This is a genomic window from Microbulbifer rhizosphaerae, from assembly GCF_014191725.1.
GTDB lineage: Bacteria > Pseudomonadota > Gammaproteobacteria > Pseudomonadales > Cellvibrionaceae > Microbulbifer > Microbulbifer rhizosphaerae.
In genome coordinates this window covers 196,684-216,737 of record NZ_JACHWZ010000005.1, presented here as the reverse complement: position 1 = coordinate 216,737, position 20,054 = coordinate 196,684, and the positions used below count along the sequence as shown (strand labels likewise).

20 protein-coding genes are annotated in these 20,054 nt (G+C 60.1%); 11 read left to right on the top strand and 9 right to left on the bottom strand.

Annotated elements, in window-relative coordinates; all coding sequences use genetic code 11:
* Window positions 1-19: 19 nt before the first annotated feature.
* A complete protein-coding gene (locus FHS09_RS07185) occupies window positions 20-1,069 on the bottom strand; it encodes a helix-turn-helix domain-containing protein (protein WP_183458193.1) in 1,050 nt (349 codons plus the stop codon).
* Window positions 1,070-2,243: 1,174 nt separating this feature from the next.
* On the opposite strand from FHS09_RS07185, the gene FHS09_RS07180 reads away from it, so the two are divergent.
* The 6 genes from FHS09_RS07180 (at window position 2,244) to FHS09_RS07155 (ending at window position 8,767) form a co-directional block, all read left to right on the top strand.
* Complete coding sequence (locus tag FHS09_RS07180; RefSeq protein ID WP_183458315.1) at window positions 2,244-2,777, top strand: GspH/FimT family pseudopilin; 534 nt, start codon at window positions 2,244-2,246, stop codon at window positions 2,775-2,777.
* Between the two features lies 1 nt (window position 2,778).
* The gene (gene pilV, locus FHS09_RS07175) at window positions 2,779-3,246 is read left to right on the top strand and encodes a type IV pilus modification protein PilV (protein ID WP_183458191.1); all 468 of its coding nucleotides are present in this window, start codon (window positions 2,779-2,781) and stop codon (window positions 3,244-3,246) included.
* Between the two features lie 2 nt (window positions 3,247-3,248).
* Entirely contained in the window at window positions 3,249-4,283 is a 1,035-nt protein-coding gene (locus FHS09_RS07170) for a PilW family protein (RefSeq protein WP_183458313.1), read from the top strand.
* Between the two features lie 5 nt (window positions 4,284-4,288).
* Window positions 4,289-4,810: a pilus assembly PilX family protein gene (locus FHS09_RS07165; protein ID WP_183458189.1), complete on the top strand. Its 522-nt coding sequence runs from the start codon at window positions 4,289-4,291 to the stop codon at window positions 4,808-4,810.
* 668 nt (window positions 4,811-5,478) lie between these two features.
* The gene (locus tag FHS09_RS23215; RefSeq protein WP_183458187.1) at window positions 5,479-8,289 is read left to right on the top strand and encodes a PilC/PilY family type IV pilus protein; all 2,811 of its coding nucleotides are present in this window, start codon (window positions 5,479-5,481) and stop codon (window positions 8,287-8,289) included.
* A gap of 25 nt (window positions 8,290-8,314) precedes the next feature.
* On the top strand, window positions 8,315-8,767 hold the full coding sequence (locus FHS09_RS07155; RefSeq protein WP_183458311.1) for a type IV pilin protein: 453 nt from the start codon (window positions 8,315-8,317) through the stop codon (window positions 8,765-8,767).
* Window positions 8,768-8,894: 127 nt separating this feature from the next.
* On the opposite strand, the gene pyk is transcribed toward FHS09_RS07155, so the two are convergent.
* Window positions 8,895-10,331 (bottom strand): pyruvate kinase, encoded by a 1,437-nt coding sequence (gene pyk / locus FHS09_RS07150; RefSeq protein ID WP_183458185.1) that lies wholly within the window; start codon window positions 10,329-10,331, stop codon window positions 8,895-8,897.
* A 120-nt stretch (window positions 10,332-10,451) separates the two neighbouring features.
* Here pyk and FHS09_RS07145 point away from each other — a divergent pair, with 120 nt between their 5' ends.
* Both FHS09_RS07145 and FHS09_RS07140 read left to right on the top strand, forming a co-directional pair.
* A complete protein-coding gene (locus tag FHS09_RS07145) occupies window positions 10,452-10,925 on the top strand; it encodes an META domain-containing protein (protein ID WP_183458183.1) in 474 nt (157 codons plus the stop codon).
* A 64-nt stretch (window positions 10,926-10,989) separates the two neighbouring features.
* Window positions 10,990-11,481: an META domain-containing protein gene (locus tag FHS09_RS07140; RefSeq protein ID WP_183458181.1), complete on the top strand. Its 492-nt coding sequence runs from the start codon at window positions 10,990-10,992 to the stop codon at window positions 11,479-11,481.
* A gap of 375 nt (window positions 11,482-11,856) precedes the next feature.
* On the opposite strand, the gene smrA is transcribed toward FHS09_RS07140, so the two are convergent.
* The 7 genes from smrA to FHS09_RS07105 all read right to left on the bottom strand — a co-directional run bounded on the left by smrA (window position 11,857) and on the right by FHS09_RS07105 (window position 15,569).
* Window positions 11,857-12,453 (bottom strand): DNA endonuclease SmrA, encoded by a 597-nt coding sequence (smrA, locus tag FHS09_RS07135; protein WP_183458179.1) that lies wholly within the window; start codon window positions 12,451-12,453, stop codon window positions 11,857-11,859.
* A 21-nt stretch (window positions 12,454-12,474) separates the two neighbouring features.
* On the bottom strand, window positions 12,475-13,341 hold the full coding sequence (locus FHS09_RS07130; RefSeq protein ID WP_183458177.1) for an SDR family oxidoreductase: 867 nt from the start codon (window positions 13,339-13,341) through the stop codon (window positions 12,475-12,477).
* The gene (locus FHS09_RS07125; protein ID WP_183458175.1) at window positions 13,334-13,783 is read right to left on the bottom strand and encodes an acyl-CoA thioesterase; all 450 of its coding nucleotides are present in this window, start codon (window positions 13,781-13,783) and stop codon (window positions 13,334-13,336) included. Before FHS09_RS07125 ends, FHS09_RS07130 begins: the two co-directional genes overlap by 8 nt.
* A complete protein-coding gene (locus FHS09_RS07120; RefSeq protein WP_183458173.1) occupies window positions 13,784-14,131 on the bottom strand; it encodes a GFA family protein in 348 nt (115 codons plus the stop codon).
* Between the two features lie 128 nt (window positions 14,132-14,259).
* The gene (gene secB / locus FHS09_RS07115) at window positions 14,260-14,760 is read right to left on the bottom strand and encodes a protein-export chaperone SecB (protein WP_183458171.1); all 501 of its coding nucleotides are present in this window, start codon (window positions 14,758-14,760) and stop codon (window positions 14,260-14,262) included.
* Between the two features lie 111 nt (window positions 14,761-14,871).
* Window positions 14,872-15,126 carry a glutaredoxin 3 gene (gene grxC / locus FHS09_RS07110; RefSeq protein WP_183458169.1) on the bottom strand — a complete coding sequence of 85 codons (255 nt, stop codon included), beginning with the start codon at window positions 15,124-15,126 and terminating at the stop codon, window positions 14,872-14,874.
* Between the two features lie 32 nt (window positions 15,127-15,158).
* A complete protein-coding gene (locus FHS09_RS07105) occupies window positions 15,159-15,569 on the bottom strand; it encodes a rhodanese-like domain-containing protein (RefSeq protein ID WP_343057429.1) in 411 nt (136 codons plus the stop codon).
* A 226-nt stretch (window positions 15,570-15,795) separates the two neighbouring features.
* On the opposite strand from FHS09_RS07105, the gene gpmI reads away from it, so the two are divergent.
* From gpmI to FHS09_RS07090, 3 genes are all read left to right on the top strand, one after another.
* On the top strand, window positions 15,796-17,346 hold the full coding sequence (gpmI, locus tag FHS09_RS07100) for a 2,3-bisphosphoglycerate-independent phosphoglycerate mutase (RefSeq protein WP_183458168.1): 1,551 nt from the start codon (window positions 15,796-15,798) through the stop codon (window positions 17,344-17,346).
* Window positions 17,343-18,464 carry a murein hydrolase activator EnvC family protein gene (locus tag FHS09_RS07095; protein WP_183458166.1) on the top strand — a complete coding sequence of 374 codons (1,122 nt, stop codon included), beginning with the start codon at window positions 17,343-17,345 and terminating at the stop codon, window positions 18,462-18,464. The genes gpmI and FHS09_RS07095 overlap by 4 nt, the downstream gene beginning before the upstream one ends.
* Before the next feature lie 143 nt (window positions 18,465-18,607).
* On the top strand, window positions 18,608-19,957 hold the full coding sequence (locus tag FHS09_RS07090) for a S41 family peptidase (RefSeq protein WP_183458164.1): 1,350 nt from the start codon (window positions 18,608-18,610) through the stop codon (window positions 19,955-19,957).
* Window positions 19,958-20,054: the final 97 nt, after the last annotated feature.

The following is a 20,054-nucleotide window of genomic DNA, read 5'->3' as shown; positions in this document are numbered from 1 at the left end:
ATAGGCGGATGTCCGCTCTTTATTGACGATTCAGCCATTCAGTATAGTTCGAGCGCTTCGGCATCGATCCGGCCGCTTCACGTAATTCGCCGGGGCTGCCTCCGAACTGGGCACGGAACTGCCGACTGAAACCCGCCACGTCTTTGAAACCGTACCTTTCGGCAATCTGGCTGATGGTCCACCGCATTTCGGAACTCTGGAGTTCACGGAGGCAGGCACTGAGCCGCCTTGAACGTATATACCGCTCGACGCCCCCCAGATTTTCAAAAATCTTGTACACCTGTCGGCGAGACACGCACAGCGCGGCGCGAACACTCTCCACCGTCAGGTCAGGCCGCCCGAGATTGCGCTCGATGAATTTTCTCGCCACCTCAAACTGAGTCGCCAGGATAGGGGTTTGCGCTGCGGCGATCGATTCCGGCGACCGCGCAACGCTGGCCCGGATCATGGCCCGAGTGGTTTCGGCGGCAATCAGGGATTCCGATGGCGTCATATATGAGAGCCTGGCCCCTAGCGCCATCAGATAGTGCCCGAGCAGCGGATGCAGGCGTTTGGATTTTTCGCTGACGGAAATGTGGTCGAGTATTCCTTCCAACCCTGTCAAGGTTTTCCTAGGCAGGAAAAAATACAGGGATTCGTGGGCGGAGAGGTGTGCGCTGAATGGCTCCCCCGTATTTCTCAGCTCCAGGTGACTTCCCTGGAAGCGTACGGCATTCCCGTCCACATTGGCATCTACATGACCTTTTGTTCTTACCGCCACTACCCAATCATCCATATCAAACGATTTGACATCCTGCGGGGATCTATAAAAGGAAAACCCATCGGATCTGGATGAGACTGCACGGATGTCACCCAGGCTGAAGCCTTTGGTGTCAACAAAGAATTTTTCCGAAATTCCCTTTCCGTCCGAGCGTTCAATATGTCCGGGAAGCTCATCCCGATATCCATCGAACTGCTCGTTTAAGGGGAGCTGCGATGTTTCAAAGCTGTATGACGGTTTGATAAAACCGGATTTAATGCCGGAGGCTTCGTTCGTGCCGGGATGCGGTCTGCCGCTATGATCATTCATATTTCGTAAAAGTACCACGTAAATGCCACAGTTATTCAAACGTTCGCTCAGAAAGTTGGAAACTAATCTTCGCGCGCTCTTTTCTTACCCCCGGCAACCCGAGAAGAGGTGCTATCTTGGAGCTATGGCTTACGGAGCCTGCGATATGCAGGTAATTTTACCTGCAGGTACACATTAAATGAATATCACCATGAATGAAATCAGCTTTGTAGAGTACGTCTGGATAGATGACCGAGACCAGCACAACAAATTCGGTCAAAATCGTGAATTATCGACATGCCAGACCTGCTGCTTGTGACCAACTCACCTCCATGAAGCTTTGACGATTCGTCGACCACCAGGTAAACGGCCAGGATTCCGATTGCATCCTCATCCCCCGTGCGGGTCTAGCGACCCATTTCGCGGCGAAAGTGACTGTGGCTATATCGTGCTGTGCGAGATCGATGATGTGGATGGCAAGGGCCCCCATCGAACCAGCGCGCGAATGCGCATCCATACGGCACAAGCGCGAGGCCGTGCGCAAGCAGCTGGACACCCCAAAACCGGTCCGGAAAAAGCCGCTTGATGCGGTTTCCAGAAGTTTAAGCAAGGCTTTATCCGTCCGCCCCGGATGAGGCGCCACCCCCTTTCCATCAATTCTCACGACTGCTCCGGGAAAATATCACGCCCATTCAAACGGTGGTTCACACGCTCGCCGGCTATCCTCGTCCATAACCAGGCTGGAGATTCAGGAGAAACCGGCAATGTTGATGGGGAAAACAAATTGGCACCACCTGCTGGAAAATTAACTCTACGAAAGTTCAAGCAAGCGGCAGACTGAATACGGTACGTTTTTTGTACTTTGAAATTATTTTCCCTGCATTTGAAACTAAATTCCACGCATATTTTTTCGGTTTGGATTTAATATGACCACAGACCCACCAGAAAAATAACAGGGTCGGGTTCGGATTATGTATGAGCCTGGCCGTATAAAAGGGGGGGATATGAGTGACATCTCAGTATTGTTTGTAATTTTGTTTTCTCCGTTGTTATCACTGGCCGTATGGCCGGTAATATCAAGGTCCGTCCCCCTCTCTCAAATTGCGCCTCCGGATTGCCAAAAAGATTCCAAGCACAAACCTGCCACTGATAAGACATGGAGAAAGGTCCTCTTTCTTCCTGCGTGGAGAAAGCAATGACCGTTCCAAGACCCGCGGCTGGCTTTACTCTCATAGAGCTGATGTGTGTGATAGCCATCCTGGCTATCGTCATCGCCATAGGTGTTCCGTCTTTCAGCACCATGATTAAAGACAATCGGGCGGTGACAGCCATCAACGACCTCAATGCAACCCTGCAATACGCCCGTGCCGAGGCTGTGCGCCGCGGCGGAAGAGTCGGAGTCGGTGCCATCGACAGTGATGTGAACAACGGCCTGCGGGTCTGGGCCGACGACGGCAACGGCAACTTCGAGGACGGTGAAGAGGTATTGAGAGTATTCACCATCGACTCAGGGAATATCACCGTGGCTGCCGCCGTTGGCGGCACCGACAATCAGGATATCGATTTCACCTTCAATGGCCGCGGCCTCGTCTCCGGGCTGACCGATATGACTACTTTTGGGCTGTGCGACGACCGCGCAGGCAATTACGGCCGCCAACTCACCCTGCTCACCTCCGGGGTAGTGCGCTTGACTACCGATATCGCCTGTACCGGCAGCCAGGAGAAATAAAATGCTTAGGCAACGCGGCGCTACCCTGATCGAAGTGCTGATCTCCGTGCTGGTGCTGGCGGTCGGCCTGCTGGGACTCGCCGCCACCCAGATGATGAGCATGAAAAACGGCAACAGTGCCCAGCAGCGCTATATGGCCACCCTGGCGGCACACGATATGGCCGAGCGTATGCGGGCCAACCTCGAAGGTGTGGAGACAGGCAGCTACGACGGCACAGTAGATGGCTCGGAAGCGGGGAACAGCGACTGCAGCGGGGGCTGTTCCGCCGCGGAACTCGCCGCCATGGATAAGCGCGAGTGGGGCCAGCTGATCAAAACGAATCTGCCCTCGGCCAGCGGCGAAATCTCCCGCAAGAGCGGCGAGGTTACAGTGACGGTCAAATGGAAGGAACAGCACACCGGGGAAAACTACGGCGGCGGCGCCGGCGGGCCTGAAGACGCCGAGTTTGAAATGACGGTGGAGCTTTGATCATGCGAATGAATTCCCGGCAGCGCGGCCTCTCCCTGATCGAATTGATGATCGGCATACTGCTCAGCTCCCTGTTGCTTCTCGGGGTGTTGCAGGTCTTCGACAGCAACCGCGACACCATGCGCATGCAGATGGCCTATTCCCGGGCGCAGGAGAGCGGTCGCTTTGCCATAGATTTTCTGACCAGGGAAATCCGCATGGCGGATTTTTGGGGCTGTGCGCCAAATAAGGACAGTATCCAGAACCATCTCGATGAGAGCGATAGCGATTACAAAGCCGCTGTCCACGGCGAGTTTGGAGCAAATGGTGTCCGCGGAAAGAACAACATAACCAGCGGAACCGAAGGCGGAAAGTCCGTACGGGCAAACACGGATACACTGACCTTGAGTGGTGCGGAAAACGCCTGCGGCGGCACCGGCAGGATGGTCACCGGCGAAGCTTTGCATGTATCTCCCGCTTGCGATATCCAGCCGGGGCAGATAGTGCTGATCTCCAACTGTAAAGCCGGCGAACTGATGACCATTACCAATGTGCAGGCGAGCCAGACAACCGGCGAGTCGGGCAAGAGAACTCTCGTACATACAGGTGGACGGGATGGTCGCGATGACAAAGATGAGGGCTGGATCAAAAACCTGAACCCTTCCCCTCCCTTGCAAGAGGACTACGGCACGGATTCGACAATACTACGGCCCTATTCCCGCACCTTCTTTATTGCCAACAGTGACGTTACCGACACCCCCTCTCTCTTTATGAGCGAGGACGGCCGCGCGGCCCAGGAACTGATACCGGGTATCGAGGATATGCAGGTGCGCTACGGACGGGACAGCACCGGCAACGGCGTGGTGGATACCTGGCAGGATGCCAGCAACAGCCCCGAGCAGATGGAGGGGGTGGCGGTGATCCGGGTACAGCTGCTGGTGGCCAGCGACGGCAGTGTCGGTGTTTCCAAGCAGAAAATCAACGGCACTGAATACACCGATGGCCGACTGAGAAAGCTCTATACGGCCACGGCAAAAATACGTAACCGGGGGATATGATGGTGATGAACCGACAGCGGGGCGCGGTACTGATCGTCAGCCTGATCATCCTGCTGGTGCTGACCATGATGGGCATCTCCGGAGCCCGCGCCGTACTGCTGGGCGAGCGCATGACTGCCGCCTCCCGCGACGCGAAGATAGCGCTGGAAGTTGCGGAATCCATGGTGCGCCAGGCGGAAAAGCATATCGACGGTCTCGATAATACCTCCACCTTCGGCGACACTGGCTGGTGCAGAACCCAAGGGAAGGGCCCTGCGGATATTTTTTCGGAAGACACCTGGAAAGACACCTACGCCCCCAAACGGAACTCGACGCTCGAGGGCCCGGACGGCCTTCTGAAAGGGCGTGTCTTTATAGAAATGTTCGGCCGCGCCTCCGACGATTCCGATACCACGGACGTGGACCTCAGCGGGAACAAGCCGGCCATTGATTTTGAGGATGTCGAGGTGTTCAGAATAGTCGCCCGCGGGGAGGGGCCGGGCGGCACCAAGCGTATACTGGTCACTCTCTATGGCAAGTCTATGTAGCGGAAGAAAAAATGATTATAAAAATGCAATCTGCCCCTAAATTGATATCCCTCGTATCTCTGCGCTCTTTTATCGCAGCTTTTTTCCTGGGGCTGGCCACTGCCGCTTCGGCGGCACCGGGAGATATTTCCGATGTGCCCCTCTATACTCTCGGCGGGGCCGAACCGAATATTATGTTGATGTTTGACTCATCCGGCTCTATGAATCATATAGCGATACCGGAAGAATATGACGAGAATGCAACCTACGGATACGCCGATTGGTGCAATAATCCGGAGGATACTGATGGACGTGTTCATGTCCGTGTTGATAAGACTACTGGAGAAGTTTGGTATAACAGGGATCGTCAAATAGATCAGAATGGAAGTCTGGTATGGAAGCAATGGAAGATTAGGCGGGATTGGTGGGATTCAAACTGTTTTGACAATAACAAAACCTACGATGCCTATCTGTGGGCCGGCGGTGATACGGCCTGTTCCGGAGAATGGTATTATGATAATCGGCGAAGGCGGTGGCGATGGCGGTGCAACAATAGTGATAGTTATTACTCCTCCGAAACCGGTCCAGGTGCGGCTAATATTCGCTACAGTGGCCATTTCCTGAATTGGTACTTTTCCCGACGTGGATGGGAGTGGTGGCAGCCAGATGTTTTTAGGGAAGGCAATGACGTGCTCCGCAGTAAAAATGGCACCCAGCGCCGCGTCGACGCGATGAAAAGCGCCACAGTCAGCATGATCTCAGACCTGGAGGACGTTCGCGTCGGCCTTATGCAATTCGGCGGAGATGACGGAGGCGACGGCGCCAAAATGCTGAGCGGACTGACCAGTGTGACCGATGACACACGAGCGGGATTGCTGGGCACCGTTGACGAGCTAAGTGCCAGCGGCTGGACCCCCCTGGGCGAAAGCTTTGAGGATGTGGGGCGTTACTTTATCACCGGCTATGAAAACGAGAAGTTGACTTTCAAAAAGAAAAACGACAGTGGCGAGGTGGTTACCGTAGAAAAAGAGGGGCAGGATATTTTCCAGAGCGAGCCGCAATGGGCGAATGTTTCGAAGCCCGGAACCGACACCGACAGCGCCATTCAATACTATTGCCAGAAGAACTTTATGGTGGCGCTGACCGATGGTGTTCCGCTTGAGGACGAGGACGTCTCGAATGACCTGGCCGGTTACGATTACGCCTGCGAAGGCAAAAAGGGTTGTACTAAAGATGAAGAAGGTGGTAATAACAACGCATCCATGGACGATGTGATCAAGGCGCTTTACGATCTGGACCTGCGCCCGGACCTGACGAAGCCCGACGGCTCCCCGGTAAAGAACAATATCATCAGTTATGTGATCGGCTTCGCCGATGAACAGGTGTCTGCCAGCGATTTGATGGTGAATGCCGCCGATCTGGGGAGTGGCGGTGTGGAGGATGTCTATTCGGCGAGCAACGCCGAAACCCTGGTTACCACTTTCAAGCGCATTATCAACAAAGTACGGGCCATTGACGGCAGCTCCAGCTCCATCGCTTTCAATAGCGCCTCCCTGCAAGCCGGGTCTGCGCTCTACGCGGCCAGTTTCGACAGCAGTGACTGGAGCGGTGACCTCTCCGCCTTTACCCTCGGAACCGATGGCACACTGACGGACTCCTGGAGTGCCAGCGAAAAGTTGGACGCCAGGACCCCGAACAACCGGGTAATGATCACCTCCAAGGATGGCACGGGCGTGGCCTTCACCTCCGCGCTGATAGACGGCGGCGACCACGAGAGCGACCTGGAAATCAATACCTCCAGCGGTGAGTCTGTTGTCGATAACCTGGCTGCCGAACGCGTGGCCTACCTGCGCGGCGACCGCAGCAAGGAGGGCAGAGAGAGCACCGAGTTCCGCCGCCGCGGCGGCCGCCTGGGCGATATCGTCAACTCCACGCCGGTTTATGTGGGCGTTCCCAATGCCAACTGGGGCGGAAAGGACTTCCCCGAGGCAGGAAGCTATTCCACTTTCCAGTACGAGCAGCGCGATCGGACACCAGTGGTCTACGTGGGTGCCAATGACGGCTTCCTGCACGGCTTCAACGCCGGCAGCGGCAACAGCACCGGCGAAGAGGTAATAGCCTATACGCCGGAGGCGCTGCTCAGTACCCAGCAGAGTACCGGCCTGCACGCCCTCAGCTCCCAGCTCTATAGCCATAAGTATTATGTGGACGGCACCCCCTCAGTGACCGACGCCTATATCGGCGGCAGTTGGAAAACCGTGCTGGTGGGGAACCTCGGGGGCGGCGGCAAGGGCTACTTTGCTCTGGATGTAACCGATCCCGGCAGCTTCCGCGAGAATAATGCGGATTCCATTTTTATGTGGGAATTTACCGATTCCGACAACAATAATCTCGGCTTCAGCTTCAGCCGTGCCCAGATAGGCCGCATGGCCAATGGCAAGTGGGCGGCGGTATTCGGCAACGGCTATAACAGCGACACGGGGGACGCCGGCCTGTTTATCCGTTACCTGGATGGTTCCGGCGGCGTTTATCTCTCCACCAGCACCGCCGATGCCGATGACAAGAATGGCCTGTCTACCCCGGCGATTGTCGATGCCAATACCGACGGCACCATTGATCGGGTCTATGCCGGTGACCTGAAGGGAAATATGTGGGTCTTCGACGTTTCCGATGCTTCTGCGGATAGTTGGGGGATTGCCTACGGGGAGACGACCACCGACGACGCCGGTGTAAGTACTACCACACCGCAGCCCCTGCTCAGTGTTGGCGAGCCGATTACCGGCGGCCCCCGGGTTGCGAGGAATACCGACTATATCGATGGCAGTTCCCCCAACCTGCTGGTCACTTTCGGTACCGGCCAGTACCTTGCCGAGACGGATACGGCCGACAATACGCCGGGTGGCTTCTATGTGGTATCGGACAACGGTACTGCCGGGTTGGGCAAGGGCAGTCTGGCGGCCCGCACTATCGGCACCCGGACAGTCGAACAAGTATCCGATACCGGTGTGGCGGATGGAACCAGCCGGGATTACCGCACCTTGAGCGGCGAGGAGCTCGACTGGAGCCAGAAATCCGGTTGGTATATCCAGTTGCTGCGCGGCAATACTCCCGCCGGTGTAGATGGCGGAGAGCGGGTGATCACCACGCCGGACCTGCTGCGCAATACCCTCTTCTTCAACACCATGATCCCCACCGGACAGGTATGCTCCGCCGGCGGCCGCGGCTGGTTGATGTCGGTGGATGTGCACACCGGCCTGGCGCCGGAAGATCGAGGGGTATTCGATGCCAACGGTGATGGCATGATCAACATGGCGGACCAGGGGTTGGTTGGAAGTCCTGTAACCGGTGGATCGCCGAACAGGTCGGGCTTTATTGGTGGCGGCAATGGTCTCAAGCAGTTAACCCCCGATTCATCTGGAAACCTTGGCACGAGAGGAGTTGATCCGGGCAGTGGCGAACGCGAGGGCCGTCTGTCCTGGGAAGAAGTCACCCCCCTGTAAGCTATGGAATGATTGAGTGAAAAATATGAAAAAGCAGCGCGGATTTACCCTGATCGAACTGATGATCGTAGTGGCGATAGTGGGGATACTCGCCGGTATCGCCTGGCCCTCCTACCAGGAGCATGTGCGCACCACCCGCAGGGCGGATGCCCAGGGGACGCTGATGGGGCTGGCGCAGGCGATGGAGCGGCACTATACCGAGAATGGCACCTATGAGAAGGCGGCAGCGAGTGAAAAGGATACTGGTGCTCCCGGAATTTTCCCAACCCAGGCCCCGCTGGATGGCGGTGCCAAGTTTTATAACCTGCGTATTACTGACGCAAATGGGACTTCCTATACTTTGCAGGCGCAGCCCATCGGCGCCCAGAAAGAAAATGGCACCTTGGAATTGAACTCTGCGGGTGAAAAAAAGTGGGATCGCGATAATAGTAAGAAGTTTGATGCTTCGGAAACGTGTTGGAAAAAAACCTGTAGTTGATCAGGGGCAGGAGAGATTTTCGCCACTGCCTTTTTCCGCAATGCTGTCGTTGTCTCTGTCGAAATAGGGCGGCTCCGGTACCGGTGTCCCTGGATTCCGGCCTGCGCCGGAACGACGAAAGCGCTCGTTATTCCACCTCGACGATGCGCAGGGTATCGGTACTGCCACCAATATCCTGGTGATAGCCGCGGGACACCAGCACGAAGTCGCCGGACTTCAGCAGTTTGCGCCGCTTCAGGTCCGCGATCGCCAGCTGGTCGCGCTCCGCGCCGTCCAGTCCCTCCATTTCCATATGCACCGGGTCTACGCCGCGGTAGAGCGCCACCCGGTTGCAGGTGGAGTGATGCCGGCAGAAAGCGTAGATGGGGATATCCGAGCGCACCCGCGACATCAACCGCGCGGTGTTGCCGGTCTCCGTCTGGCAAATGATCGCCCTGATATCCCGGCAGTGGTTGGCAATGGTCATCGCGGCCATGGCGATGCAGGCGTCGCCGGCGGGGTAGTTTTCCTGCATCACCCGCGGCGGACGCTGCCGGGTGCGGTGTTTTTCCGCCCCGACGATCACCTCCGCCATGTGCTTGACGGTCTCCACCGGGTAGTCACCGGCAGCAGTTTCCGCCGATAGCATCACCGCATCGCTGCCATCCAGTACCGCGTTGGCCACGTCGCACACTTCGGCGCGGGTCGGCACCGGGCTGGAAATCATCGACTCCATCATCTGAGTGGCGGTGATCACCACCCGGTTGAGGTGGCGCGAGCGCTTGATCAGGTGTTTCTGCACCCCCATCAGCTCCGCATCGCCAATCTCCACCGCCAGGTCGCCCCGGGCCACCATGACCACGTCGCTGGCCAGGATTAACTGGTCCAGGTGTTCCTCGTCCGCCACCGCTTCCGCGCGCTCGATCTTGGCGACGATGTGCGCTTCGCCGCCGGCGTCGCGCAGCAGTTTGCGCGCCTTTTCCACGTCGGCGGCGTCGCGGGGGAAGGACACCGCCAGGTAGTCGAGTTTCAACTCCGCGGCGGTCTCGATATCCCTACGGTCCTTGGCGGTCAGCGCCGGTGCGGTGAGGCCGCCGCCCATCTTGTTGATACCCTTGTTGTTGGACAGCCAGCCGCCCACCACCACACGGGTGTGCAGTGTGCGGCCCTTGATCTCCCGCACTTTGAGGCGCAGGCGGCCATCGTCCAACAGCAGGATATCCCCCCGGGTGCAGTCGTCCGCCAGTTTTCCGTAGTCCACTGACACTCCCCGGGAGTTGCCGCCGTCGGCGGGCCAGTCCGGGGCCAGGGTGAAGTCGCTGCCTTCCTCCAGTTGCGCGCGACCCTCACTGAACTGGCCCACGCGGATCTTGGGCCCCTGCAGATCCCCCAGTATCGCCACATGCCGACCCTGCCGGCCCGCCTCCTCGCGTACCTGTTCGGCGCGGCGGCGGTGGTCGGCAGCAACGCCGTGGGAGAAGTTCAGGCGCACCATATCCACGCCGGATTTGATCAGCCGGGCGAGGATACCCCCCTTGTCGGTGGCTGGGCCCAGGGTGGCGACAATTTTGGTGCGTCTCAGCATGGGATCTAGTGGCCGGTGTTTAGTGGTCAGTGAAATAAGAATAGCTTGTCACCAATCCCCTCTCCGCGCGTGAGCGAGCAGCTAGGCTTTTTTGAGAGGCAGTCAGGGAGCGAGACACAGATGAGCAGGGCTGTACAGTTGTGGCTGGCGGGGGTGATTGTGGTTGCGGTAGGCTGTGCCGGTATGGGCACCACCGGCCCCAAGATCACCCAATCCGCAGGCGATCCCAACTCGGTTTGCGGCAATAAATGGGAACTGAAGCGACTGCGGGTCAACGGCGAGGCCATCGCCATCGAGGACAACGAGCGCTTTACCTTCCTGTGCAACCGGGACGGCAATGTGGTGGGAAAGAGCGGCATCAATACCTACCGCGGCGCCCTGCAGGTGACCGACACCGGCCTGCTGCTGTGGGACTCCGCCAGTTTCGCCTCCACCAAGAAGGCTGGGCCGGAGCCCCTGATGCGGCAGGAAAACGCCTATCTTCGCGCCCTGGCCGGCACCCGCCAGGCGTTCACCAAATCCGGCGGCGAGCGTCTGATACTGCGCGACCCCCCCGGCGACATCTATATCGAATATATCAAGGTGGGACCCTGAACGGCTCCACAGACCGCGGTCTGTTTTTAGTGTTAAATGTCACAAAAACAACGAGACCCGCGCCATGGTACCAGCCCGTAGACCACTGATTCCCCTCGCCGCTGTCGCACTGCTCGTCCTGGGCGGCTGCGAGCAATTGGGTGCGACAGATCTGGCAGAGAAGACCGCGGAAGACGGTTCCATCTGCGAGCATCAATGGCTGCTGGAAAGCCTCTCGGTGGACGGGCGCGAACACCGCTCGCGCCTGCTCTGGCGGAAATTCTGGCGGGATCGCCCCTACTTCATTTGCGACAAACTGGGCTATGTGCGCGGCAGTGCCGGCTCCAATCCCTATCTCGGCCGCTTTTCTCTCTCCGACGGTGGCGAACTCTCCTGGTCGCAACCGCCGACCATTTCCCGCATGAGCGATATCCGCGAGAGCAGCGAACTGGAAAAGGATTATCTCAAGGCCCTGCCGCGGACCGACAGCGCACAGGTGGAGGGGGATTCACTGATCCTGCGCAGCGACAGCGGCGAAACCCGGCTGGAGTTCCGGCGCGTTGGAAGCATCGAGTAATCAATTCGGCGAATTAAAAAAGGGCGACCACTTGGCCGCCACAGCGATGACCATCAAGAAGATTGAGAGAAGAACAACGAAAGCCTCAAACTCTGTGAGACGAGACAAGCGTTTCGTTGTGATTACATCCTACCGCTGCGGTGTGACAAATGGATGACAGTGGCGGTTCGGTGTAGGAGCGGCCGCTGGCCGCGATCAGTCTGTGCCGGCAACTACTCGCCCTCGGGACTCGGGACTCGGGACTCGGGACTCGGGACTCGGGACTCGGGAAAAGATACCGGAACTGAATGGCACTAAGTTAAGGCTTAGTGTCACAGGGGTGAGTAGTTACCTATGTAGAATAGTTAAATCGATCGCGGCCATGGGCCGCTCCTACTATCGATTGCGGCGCTGGTGTTTTTCCAGGTTATCCTGCCTTTTGCGCTCGCTCTTGCGCAGCAAAATATAAGTGGCCCCCAGGCCACCGTGCTGCTTCTGCGCGCTGTGGAAGGCGAGCACCTCGTGCAGCTGCGGCAGCCAGCAGTTAACGCAGCTCTTCAGCAGCGCCGGCTGCGCGCGCCCCTCTCCCTTGCCGTGGGTAATCAGCGCGCAACGCACATCCGCCTCCACGCAATCGCGCACAAATTCGAACACCGCCCGGCGCGCCATTTCCACCGTGTGCCGGTGCAGGTCGAGCCGCGCATCCACCCGGTATTTGCCCAGACGCAGATTGCGATAGACGCCGTTCTGGACGCCGTCGCGCTTGAATTCCAGCGGGTCCCAGGGGTCCACCGGCTCCGCGAACTCGCCGGCGAGAGGGTTCAGTTCCGCCGCGGTTTCGCGGGTGGCCGCCTCGCGGCGCATATGGCGGTTCAACTCCACTGCGCTGTCTTTTTTCAGCGCCACTCGCTTTTCGCGGCGCTCGCGCGCCAGTGGGCGCACGTCCCCCAGTTGGCCCAGGGCGTCCTGAAACAGATCGCTGTCGCTGGTCACTTCATTTCCCCCCGCGTTTCGCTATGGATCGAGAAACAGGTCCACGGCCAGTTCGCCGGCTTTGGCCGGGTTGTGGGCGTAGTCGGTAAAGTCGCTCACACCGCGCTCACCCAGCAGTTCCTCGTCGATCAGCTGGTAGCCGGTGAGCGCCCCGTTTTCCGTGAGCAGGATTTCATAGACGGCGTCCGCCATGATCGCCGGTTTGCGGCTCTGTTCGAACATCTCGCGGTTGCCCACGGCGAACTCGATTGCCGCGGTGGCCACCAGGGTGCGCGGCCACAAGGTGGTGACGCTGACCCCGGCCTCGCGCAGCTCCTCCGCCAAACCCATGCTCAGGATGGTCATGCCGAACTTTGACAGCGCATAGGGCGCACAAGGTCCCAGCCACTCGGGCTTCAGGTTAAGGGGGGGCGAAAGGCTGAGAATATGCCCATTGGGCGACTGCTTGAGATAGGGCGCCGCCAGGTGCGCGGTGAGATAGACGGCGCGGCTGTTGACACTCTGCATCAGGTCGTAGCGCTTGGGCGGGGTGGATTCCACATTGGCGAGACTGATGGCACCGGCGTTGTTCACCACCGCGTCGATACCGCCGAACTTTTCCGCGGCCCGCGCCATGGCGTCCGCCACCTGCTTTTCCTCGCGTACATCCACTTGCAGCGGCAGCGCCGTACCACCGGCCGCCTCCACCTCGGCCGCCACCGAGTGGATGGTACCGGGCAACTTGGGATGCGGCTCGGCGGACTTGGCGGCGATCACAATGTTGGCGCCATCGGCGGCGCACTTGAGCGCGATGGCGCGGCCGATACCGCGACTGGCACCGGTGATAAATACTGTCCTGTCTTTGAGGGCACCGGTGTTTTCGGTCAGGGTGGCAAATTCTTCACTCACGATCGGCCTCCGGGGCAATGACTGCCGGGCTGTAGATTTCCTTGAAGACTTCCGGCATCCGCCTGGGTCTGCCGCTGGACAGCTCGATACACACCATCTGCCACTGGGCACCCAGTATCAGCGCCCGGTCACCGGCGCGGAATACCTGGAAGCGGCGGGTCATGTTCAGGCGCCCGTCGACTTTGGTAAGCCAGGTGCCGAACAGCAGTTCGTCGCCCTCTCTCGCCGCCAGTATATAGTCGTACTCCGCGTGGCGGATGGCCATGCCCCGGTCGAGCTCCTGGTAACCCGAGACATCCAGCCCCAGCACCGCGCTGTGGGCCCACCCGGCGCGCTCGCACCAGCGCACATACTCGGCGTTGTTGGCGTGGTGCAGGCCGTCCACATGTTCCGGCTGCACCGTGACTTTCCAGACGAAGGGCTGAGGCAACTCCCACTGCATTCAGAAGCTCTTGCCGTCCATCTGCTGGATCGACAGCTTGCCGGGCTCCACACCCTCCAGGCAGCGCACATTCACCGCCGCCATCGGCTCCCCGTCCGGCATACTGCCAAAACCAAAGGGCGCGCAACCACAGTCGGGGCAAAAATGGTGTTTTATCGCGTGCTTGTTGAAGGTGTAGGTGGCCAGGTCGCCCTCCCCGGTGGCGAGGCGGAGTTGCTCCCGGGGACGGAACCACAGCAGGTAGCCCTTTCTGCTGCAGTGGGAACAGTTGCATTCCATTACCTGGTCGATATCCCCTTCCACTTCGAAGGCAATGCGCCCGCAGTGACAGCTTCCCTGATGAGCCATGGCAATTCTCCACTTGTGAATATGCCCCGAGCCTATGCCAAGTCGCACTGCGCCACAAGGCAGAGCCGGGAAACGCCGGACACAAAAAAGGCCCCGAATGGGGCCTTTCTGCGCTCAGCGGACAGGGATCAGGCGTCGGCCTGTTCCTCTTTCGCGCCTTCCGCCTGCTGCTGCGCCTGGGCCAGGGCCGCGGCGAACAGGGCGTCGAAGTTGATCGGCGGCAGCATCAGGGCCGGGAAGGAACCCTTGGTCACCACGTTGTCCACCACTTCGCGGGCGTAGGGGAAGAGAATCTGCGGGCAGGCGGTGTTCAGCGCCTGGGCCAACTGCTGGCCCTCCAGGCCCTTGATGGCGAACAGGCCGGCCTGCTTCACTTCCACCAGGAAGGCGGTCTCGTCTTCCAGCTTGATAGTGATGGTCAGGGTCAGGGCGACTTCGTACAGATCCTCGTCGATCTTGTCGGTTTTGGTGTTCAGCTCTTGGTTGACCTGGGGCTTCCACTGCTTCTTGAAGATCTCCGCGCCCATGGGGGTCTCGAAGGAGAGATCTTTGAGATAGATGCGCTGCATCGCGAACTGTACTTTTGAAGCCTCTGCGTTTGCCGCTGCGCCGTTCTGTTCTTCAGCCATGTTACTGCCTGTGCATTATATAGAGTTGATTTATGCCTTCCGTGAGAAAGACTCCCTGTAAAGTCCTTCAAATGGGGCCCGTGAACACCTTTTCAAGGCCTGAATACCATCTCAGGCGGCCAACAGATTGTCGAGCTGGCCGCTCCGCTCCAGCGCTACCAGTTGGTCGCAACCGCCCACGTGGCGCTCGCCGATCCAGATCTGCGGCACCGTGCGACTGCCCGCCCTGGCGGCCATCTGCGCGCGCAGTTCAGGGTCGCCGTCCACTGGTATCTCGCGATATTCGACGCCCTTGCTGTCCAGCAGGTGCTTGGCGTGGATACAGTAGGGACAGAAGCGGGTGGTATAAATTACTACTTGGGCCATGACTGCACCGTTACAACCGTGTGGCGACCATATCAACCCTTCACCAGCGGCAGGTTCTGGTTGGACCACTCGACCATCCCCCCCTGCAGCCGCCGCACCTGGAACCCATCGCGCTTGAGCAGACGGCCCACGGCGCCGGCGTGCTGGCCCATCTTATCCGCCACGATCAGCGGCTTGTCCTTTACCTTGGCCAGCTCCGCAATCCGCTCCGCCACCTGGCCGTGGGGGATATGCAGGGCGTCGACGATGTGCCCGGCGCTATACTCGCTCTTGTCGCGGATATCCAGCACCCGCCCCCCTTCGCTGTTGATCAGCCGCGTCACCTCGTGCACCGAGGCGGGCGTGCCGGCTTTATAGCGCTCGCTGAGCGCAAAGGCGTAGAGCAAAACCACCAGAAGGCTGACCAGCAGCCACTGCTCGCTCATAAAAACGAAAAAATCCACCGCTCCCCCAAGAGATTAGCCTTGTTATTGCCTTGTCGGCAGGGGCGGGAGTATACACGATTGTGGCGAAATCTTAACCAGTGATTTCGCCATCCCGCCACCGGGACACCTGACCTGGAGGGCGCAAACAGGTTAAAATCCGCCGCTGGCTCCAACCTGAATCCGTGACTCAGGGCGGAAGTCACGGATTCAGGTTCAACTCACATTGGTATAGGAATTTTCCGCTATGGCATCTGCGCAGTCCCCGCAAAAACGTCCCCTGATCCTGCTGATCCTGGACGGCTTCGGCCACAGCGACAATCCCGAGCACAACGCCATCCACGCAGCCAAAACACCGGTGTGGGACGACCTCTGGGCCAACCGCCCGAAGACCCTGATCCAGACCTCCGGCATGGCCGTGGGCCTGCCGGAGGGGCAGATGGGCAATTCGGAAGTAGGGCATATGACCCTGGGCGCCGGCCGCGTGGTGTACCAGAACTTCACCCGCATCAACAAGGCGATCGAGGACGGCGACTTCTTCCGCAACCCCGCCTACACCCGCGCGGTGGACAGGGCCGTGGCCAACAACGGCGCGGTGCATATCATGGGCCTGCTGTCCGAAGGCGGGGTGCACAGCCACGAGGACCATATCATCGCCATGGCCACCCTGGCCGCCCAGCGCGGCGCGCAGAAGATCTACCTGCACACCTTCCTGGACGGCCGCGACACCCCCCCGCGCAGCGCCGAATCCTCGCTGGCGCGCCTGCAACAGGTATGCGACTCCCTGGGCACTGCGCGCATCGCCAGCCTCGCCGGCCGCTACTACGCCATGGACCGGGACCAGCGCTGGGACAGGACCCGCGCCGTGTACGATCTGATCACCCAGGGCAAGGCCGGGCACCGGGTCAACGATGCCCTGGCGGGCCTGAACGCCGCCTATGAGCGCGGCGAGAACGACGAGTTCGTGGCCCCCACCCTGGTGGGCGAGCCGGCGCCGATCGCCGACGGCGACGCGCTCATCTATATGAACTTCCGCCCGGACCGCGCGCGCCAGTTGACCCGCGCCTTTACCGAAAGTGACTTCGACGGCTTCGAGCGCGAGGCTGCGCCCAAGCTGGCGGACTTCGTGATGACCACCGAATACGCCGCCAGTATCCAGGCCAGCTGTGCCTTCCCGCCGGAGGAGATGACCAACTCCCTCGGCGAATACCTCGCCGGACTGGGCAAGACCCAGCTGCGCATCGCCGAGACTGAGAAGTACGCCCACGTCACCTTCTTCTTCAGCGGCGGCCGCGAAGACCCCTATTCCGGCGAGACCCGCGAGCTGATCAAATCCCCGAACGTGGCCACCTACGACCTGCAGCCGGAGATGAACGCGCCGGAGGTAACCGACAAACTGGTGAAGGCCATCGGCAGCGGCGACTTCGACACCATTATCTGCAACTATGCCAACGGCGATATGGTCGGGCACACCGGGGTGTTCGAGGCGGCGGTAAAGGCGGTGGAAGCCCTGGACGCCTGCGTCAGCCGCGTGGTGGACGCCGCGCTGTCCGCCGGCGGCGAAGTGCTGATCACCGCGGACCACGGCAACGTGGAAGAGATGTACGATCCCGAATCCGGCCAGGTGAGCACCCAGCACTCCACCCTGCCGGTGCCCTTCGTCTACGTCGGCGAGCGCAAACTCCACCTGCGCGACGGCGGCAGCCTGGCGGACGTGGCTCCCACCATGCTGGAGCTGATGGGCCTGCCGCAACCGGAGGAAATGACCGGCGAAAGCCTGGTGCAACTCGAGCAATGAAAATATTGACCGCTGTTCTCGCCGCGTTGCTGGTCCTGCCCGCCTGGGCGGAGGAGGACCAGCAGGCGCGCCTGCGGGAAATCAAGCAGCGCATCGAATCGCTGCAACAGGAACTCAACCAGGTGCGGAGCCAGCGCGACCAGCTGCTCAAGGACCTGGAGGAGAATGAAAAGGATATCTCCGAGCTGCACAGGCGTGTCGACCAGATCAAAAACGATATGCGCAGCCGCACCGACAAGCTGCGGGAGCTGAAACAGGAGCAGCAGCAACTGGAGGAATCGCGGCGAAGTATGCAGCGGCGGGTCGAGCAGGAGATCGCCGCCGCTTACCGACTGGGAAGACAGGAGCAGATCAAGCTGCTCCTCAACCAACAAGATCCGCAACACATCGCCCGCCAGCTCCGCTACCACGAATACTTCCTTCAAGAACGCAGCCGCGTTATCGACGATTACCTCGACACCCTCGCCGGCCTGGAAACTGTCAGCGGCAACATACGCCGCGAGCGCGACACCCTGGACGCCGAGCGCCGCCAGTTGCAAGAGCGGGAGAACCAGTTGCAGGTCGCGCGCCGCGCGCGCCAGTCCACCCTGGACAAACTGGCCGCGCGCCTCGCCGACAAGAGCGGCGAATTGCAGCAGTTGAAGGGCGATCGCTCGCGCCTGCAGAGGCTGGTGGACGAAGTGGGCCGGGCCATCGCCTCGCTGGTGAGCCCGCAGGACCAGCAGCCCTTCGCCAAACACCGCGGGCGCATGCAGTGGCCGGCGAAGGGCCGCCGCGCCAACGCCTACGGCCAGCGCCGCGCCAACGGCATCACCTGGACCGGGGTCACCATCCGCGCCCCCGAGGGCGAACCGGTGCGCGCCATCCACCGCGGCCGGGTGGTATTCTCCGACTATCTGCGCGGCCAGGGCATGTTGCTGATTCTCGATCACGGCGACGGCTATATGAGCCTCTACGGCCACAACCAGTCGCTCACCCGCAGTCTTGGGGAATGGGTGGAGCGCGGCGATACCATCGCCCGTGTCGGCGACAGCGGCGGCCTCAGCCAGAGCGGCCTCTACTTCGAGATCCGCCACCGGGGCAAGCCACAGGACCCCACGGTATGGTGCCGCTCCTGAATATCCGCCCCTACCAAACAGGCGCCGGAAAGGCAGTCCGCTTTTCACATGGTGAAAATGTCCGCCAACTTGAAAACTCTGCCAGCCGCCGCGGTCTACACTTTCGCAAAGAAGCGAAGATATAAGGCAGAGGTTTCCACAGTATGTTCACTCCCAAAGCGCTGACCACTTTCATCGGCGCAGCCGCCCTAACCGCACTGCCGCTGATGGGTCTCAGCGAAGGGGAAACTCCGGCGATAACCGTCCCCGATGCCGAGATGCGCCTGCCGCTGGAAGATCTGCGCAACTTCGCCAAAGTGTTCGAACAGATCCGCCAGGGGTATATCGAGGAAGTCGATGACAGCACCCTGCTGGAGTACGCCATCAAGGGCATGCTGCAGGGGTTGGACCCCCACTCCTCCTACCTGGACCGGGAATCCTTCGACGACCTTCAGGCCAACACCACCGGCGAATTCGCCGGCCTGGGGATCGAAGTGGGCATCCAGGACGAACACATCACCGTGGTCACCCCCATGGACGACACCCCCGCCGCCCGCGCCGGGCTAAAGGCCGGCGACGTGATCCTGCGCCTGTCCGGCAAATCCATGAAGGGCGTCAGCCTGGATGAAGCGGTGGAGCGCATGCGCGGGCCCAAAGGCAGCAGTGTGACCATGACCATCGCGCGCAAGGGCTACAAGGAACCCTTCCAGGTCACCATCAAGCGGGACACCGTGCGCGTGCGCAGTGTGCGCAGCGAACTGTTGGACGAAGGTTACGGCTACCTGCGCATCAGCCAGTTCCAGCTGGATACCGGCGGCGACATGGCGCGGGAGATCAAAAAGCTGCAGAAAAAAGGCGAGTTGAAAGGCCTGGTGATCGACTTGCGCAACAACCCCGGCGGTGTGCTGCAGTCCTCAGTGGAAGTGGCGGACGCCTTCCTGGATGAAGGCCTGGTGGTCTACACCGAGGGCCGCAACGAATCCGCCAACCTGAAGTACTCCGCCGAACCCGGCGACCTCACCGACGGCGCGCCGCTGGTGGTGCTGATCAACGAGGGCTCCGCCTCCGCCGCGGAAATCGTCGCCGGCGCCCTGCAGGACCACCGCCGCGCGGTGGTGATGGGCACCGACAGCTTCGGCAAGGGCTCGGTGCAGACGGTGATCCCCATCAACAACGAACGCGCCATCAAACTGACCACCGCGCTCTATTTCACCCCCAAGGGCCGCTCCATCCAGGCCCAGGGCATTACCCCGGATATCGTGGTGGAGCGGGTCAAAGTCACCCGCGTCAAACCCGGCTCGCGCACCACCGAGGCGGACCTGGCCGGCCACCTGGGCAACGGCAACGGCGGCGAGGAGCGCAATGCCGAGGACCGCAAGCGGGAGAAGGAGGGCCGCGAGAACTGGCTCGACCGCGACAACCAGATTTTCGAAGCACTCAATGTGCTGAAGGGCCTGAATCTCTACGCCCAGCGAGACAGGGAAGCTCCCGCGCGCTTCGCCCGCGCGGATTAACCCCTGTTCATCCGGAGGGGCGAACCTTGTGTTCCCCCTACAGCGCACTGTCGTCGTTCCGGCGCAGGCCGGAACCCAGGTGCCAACTAAACTGGAA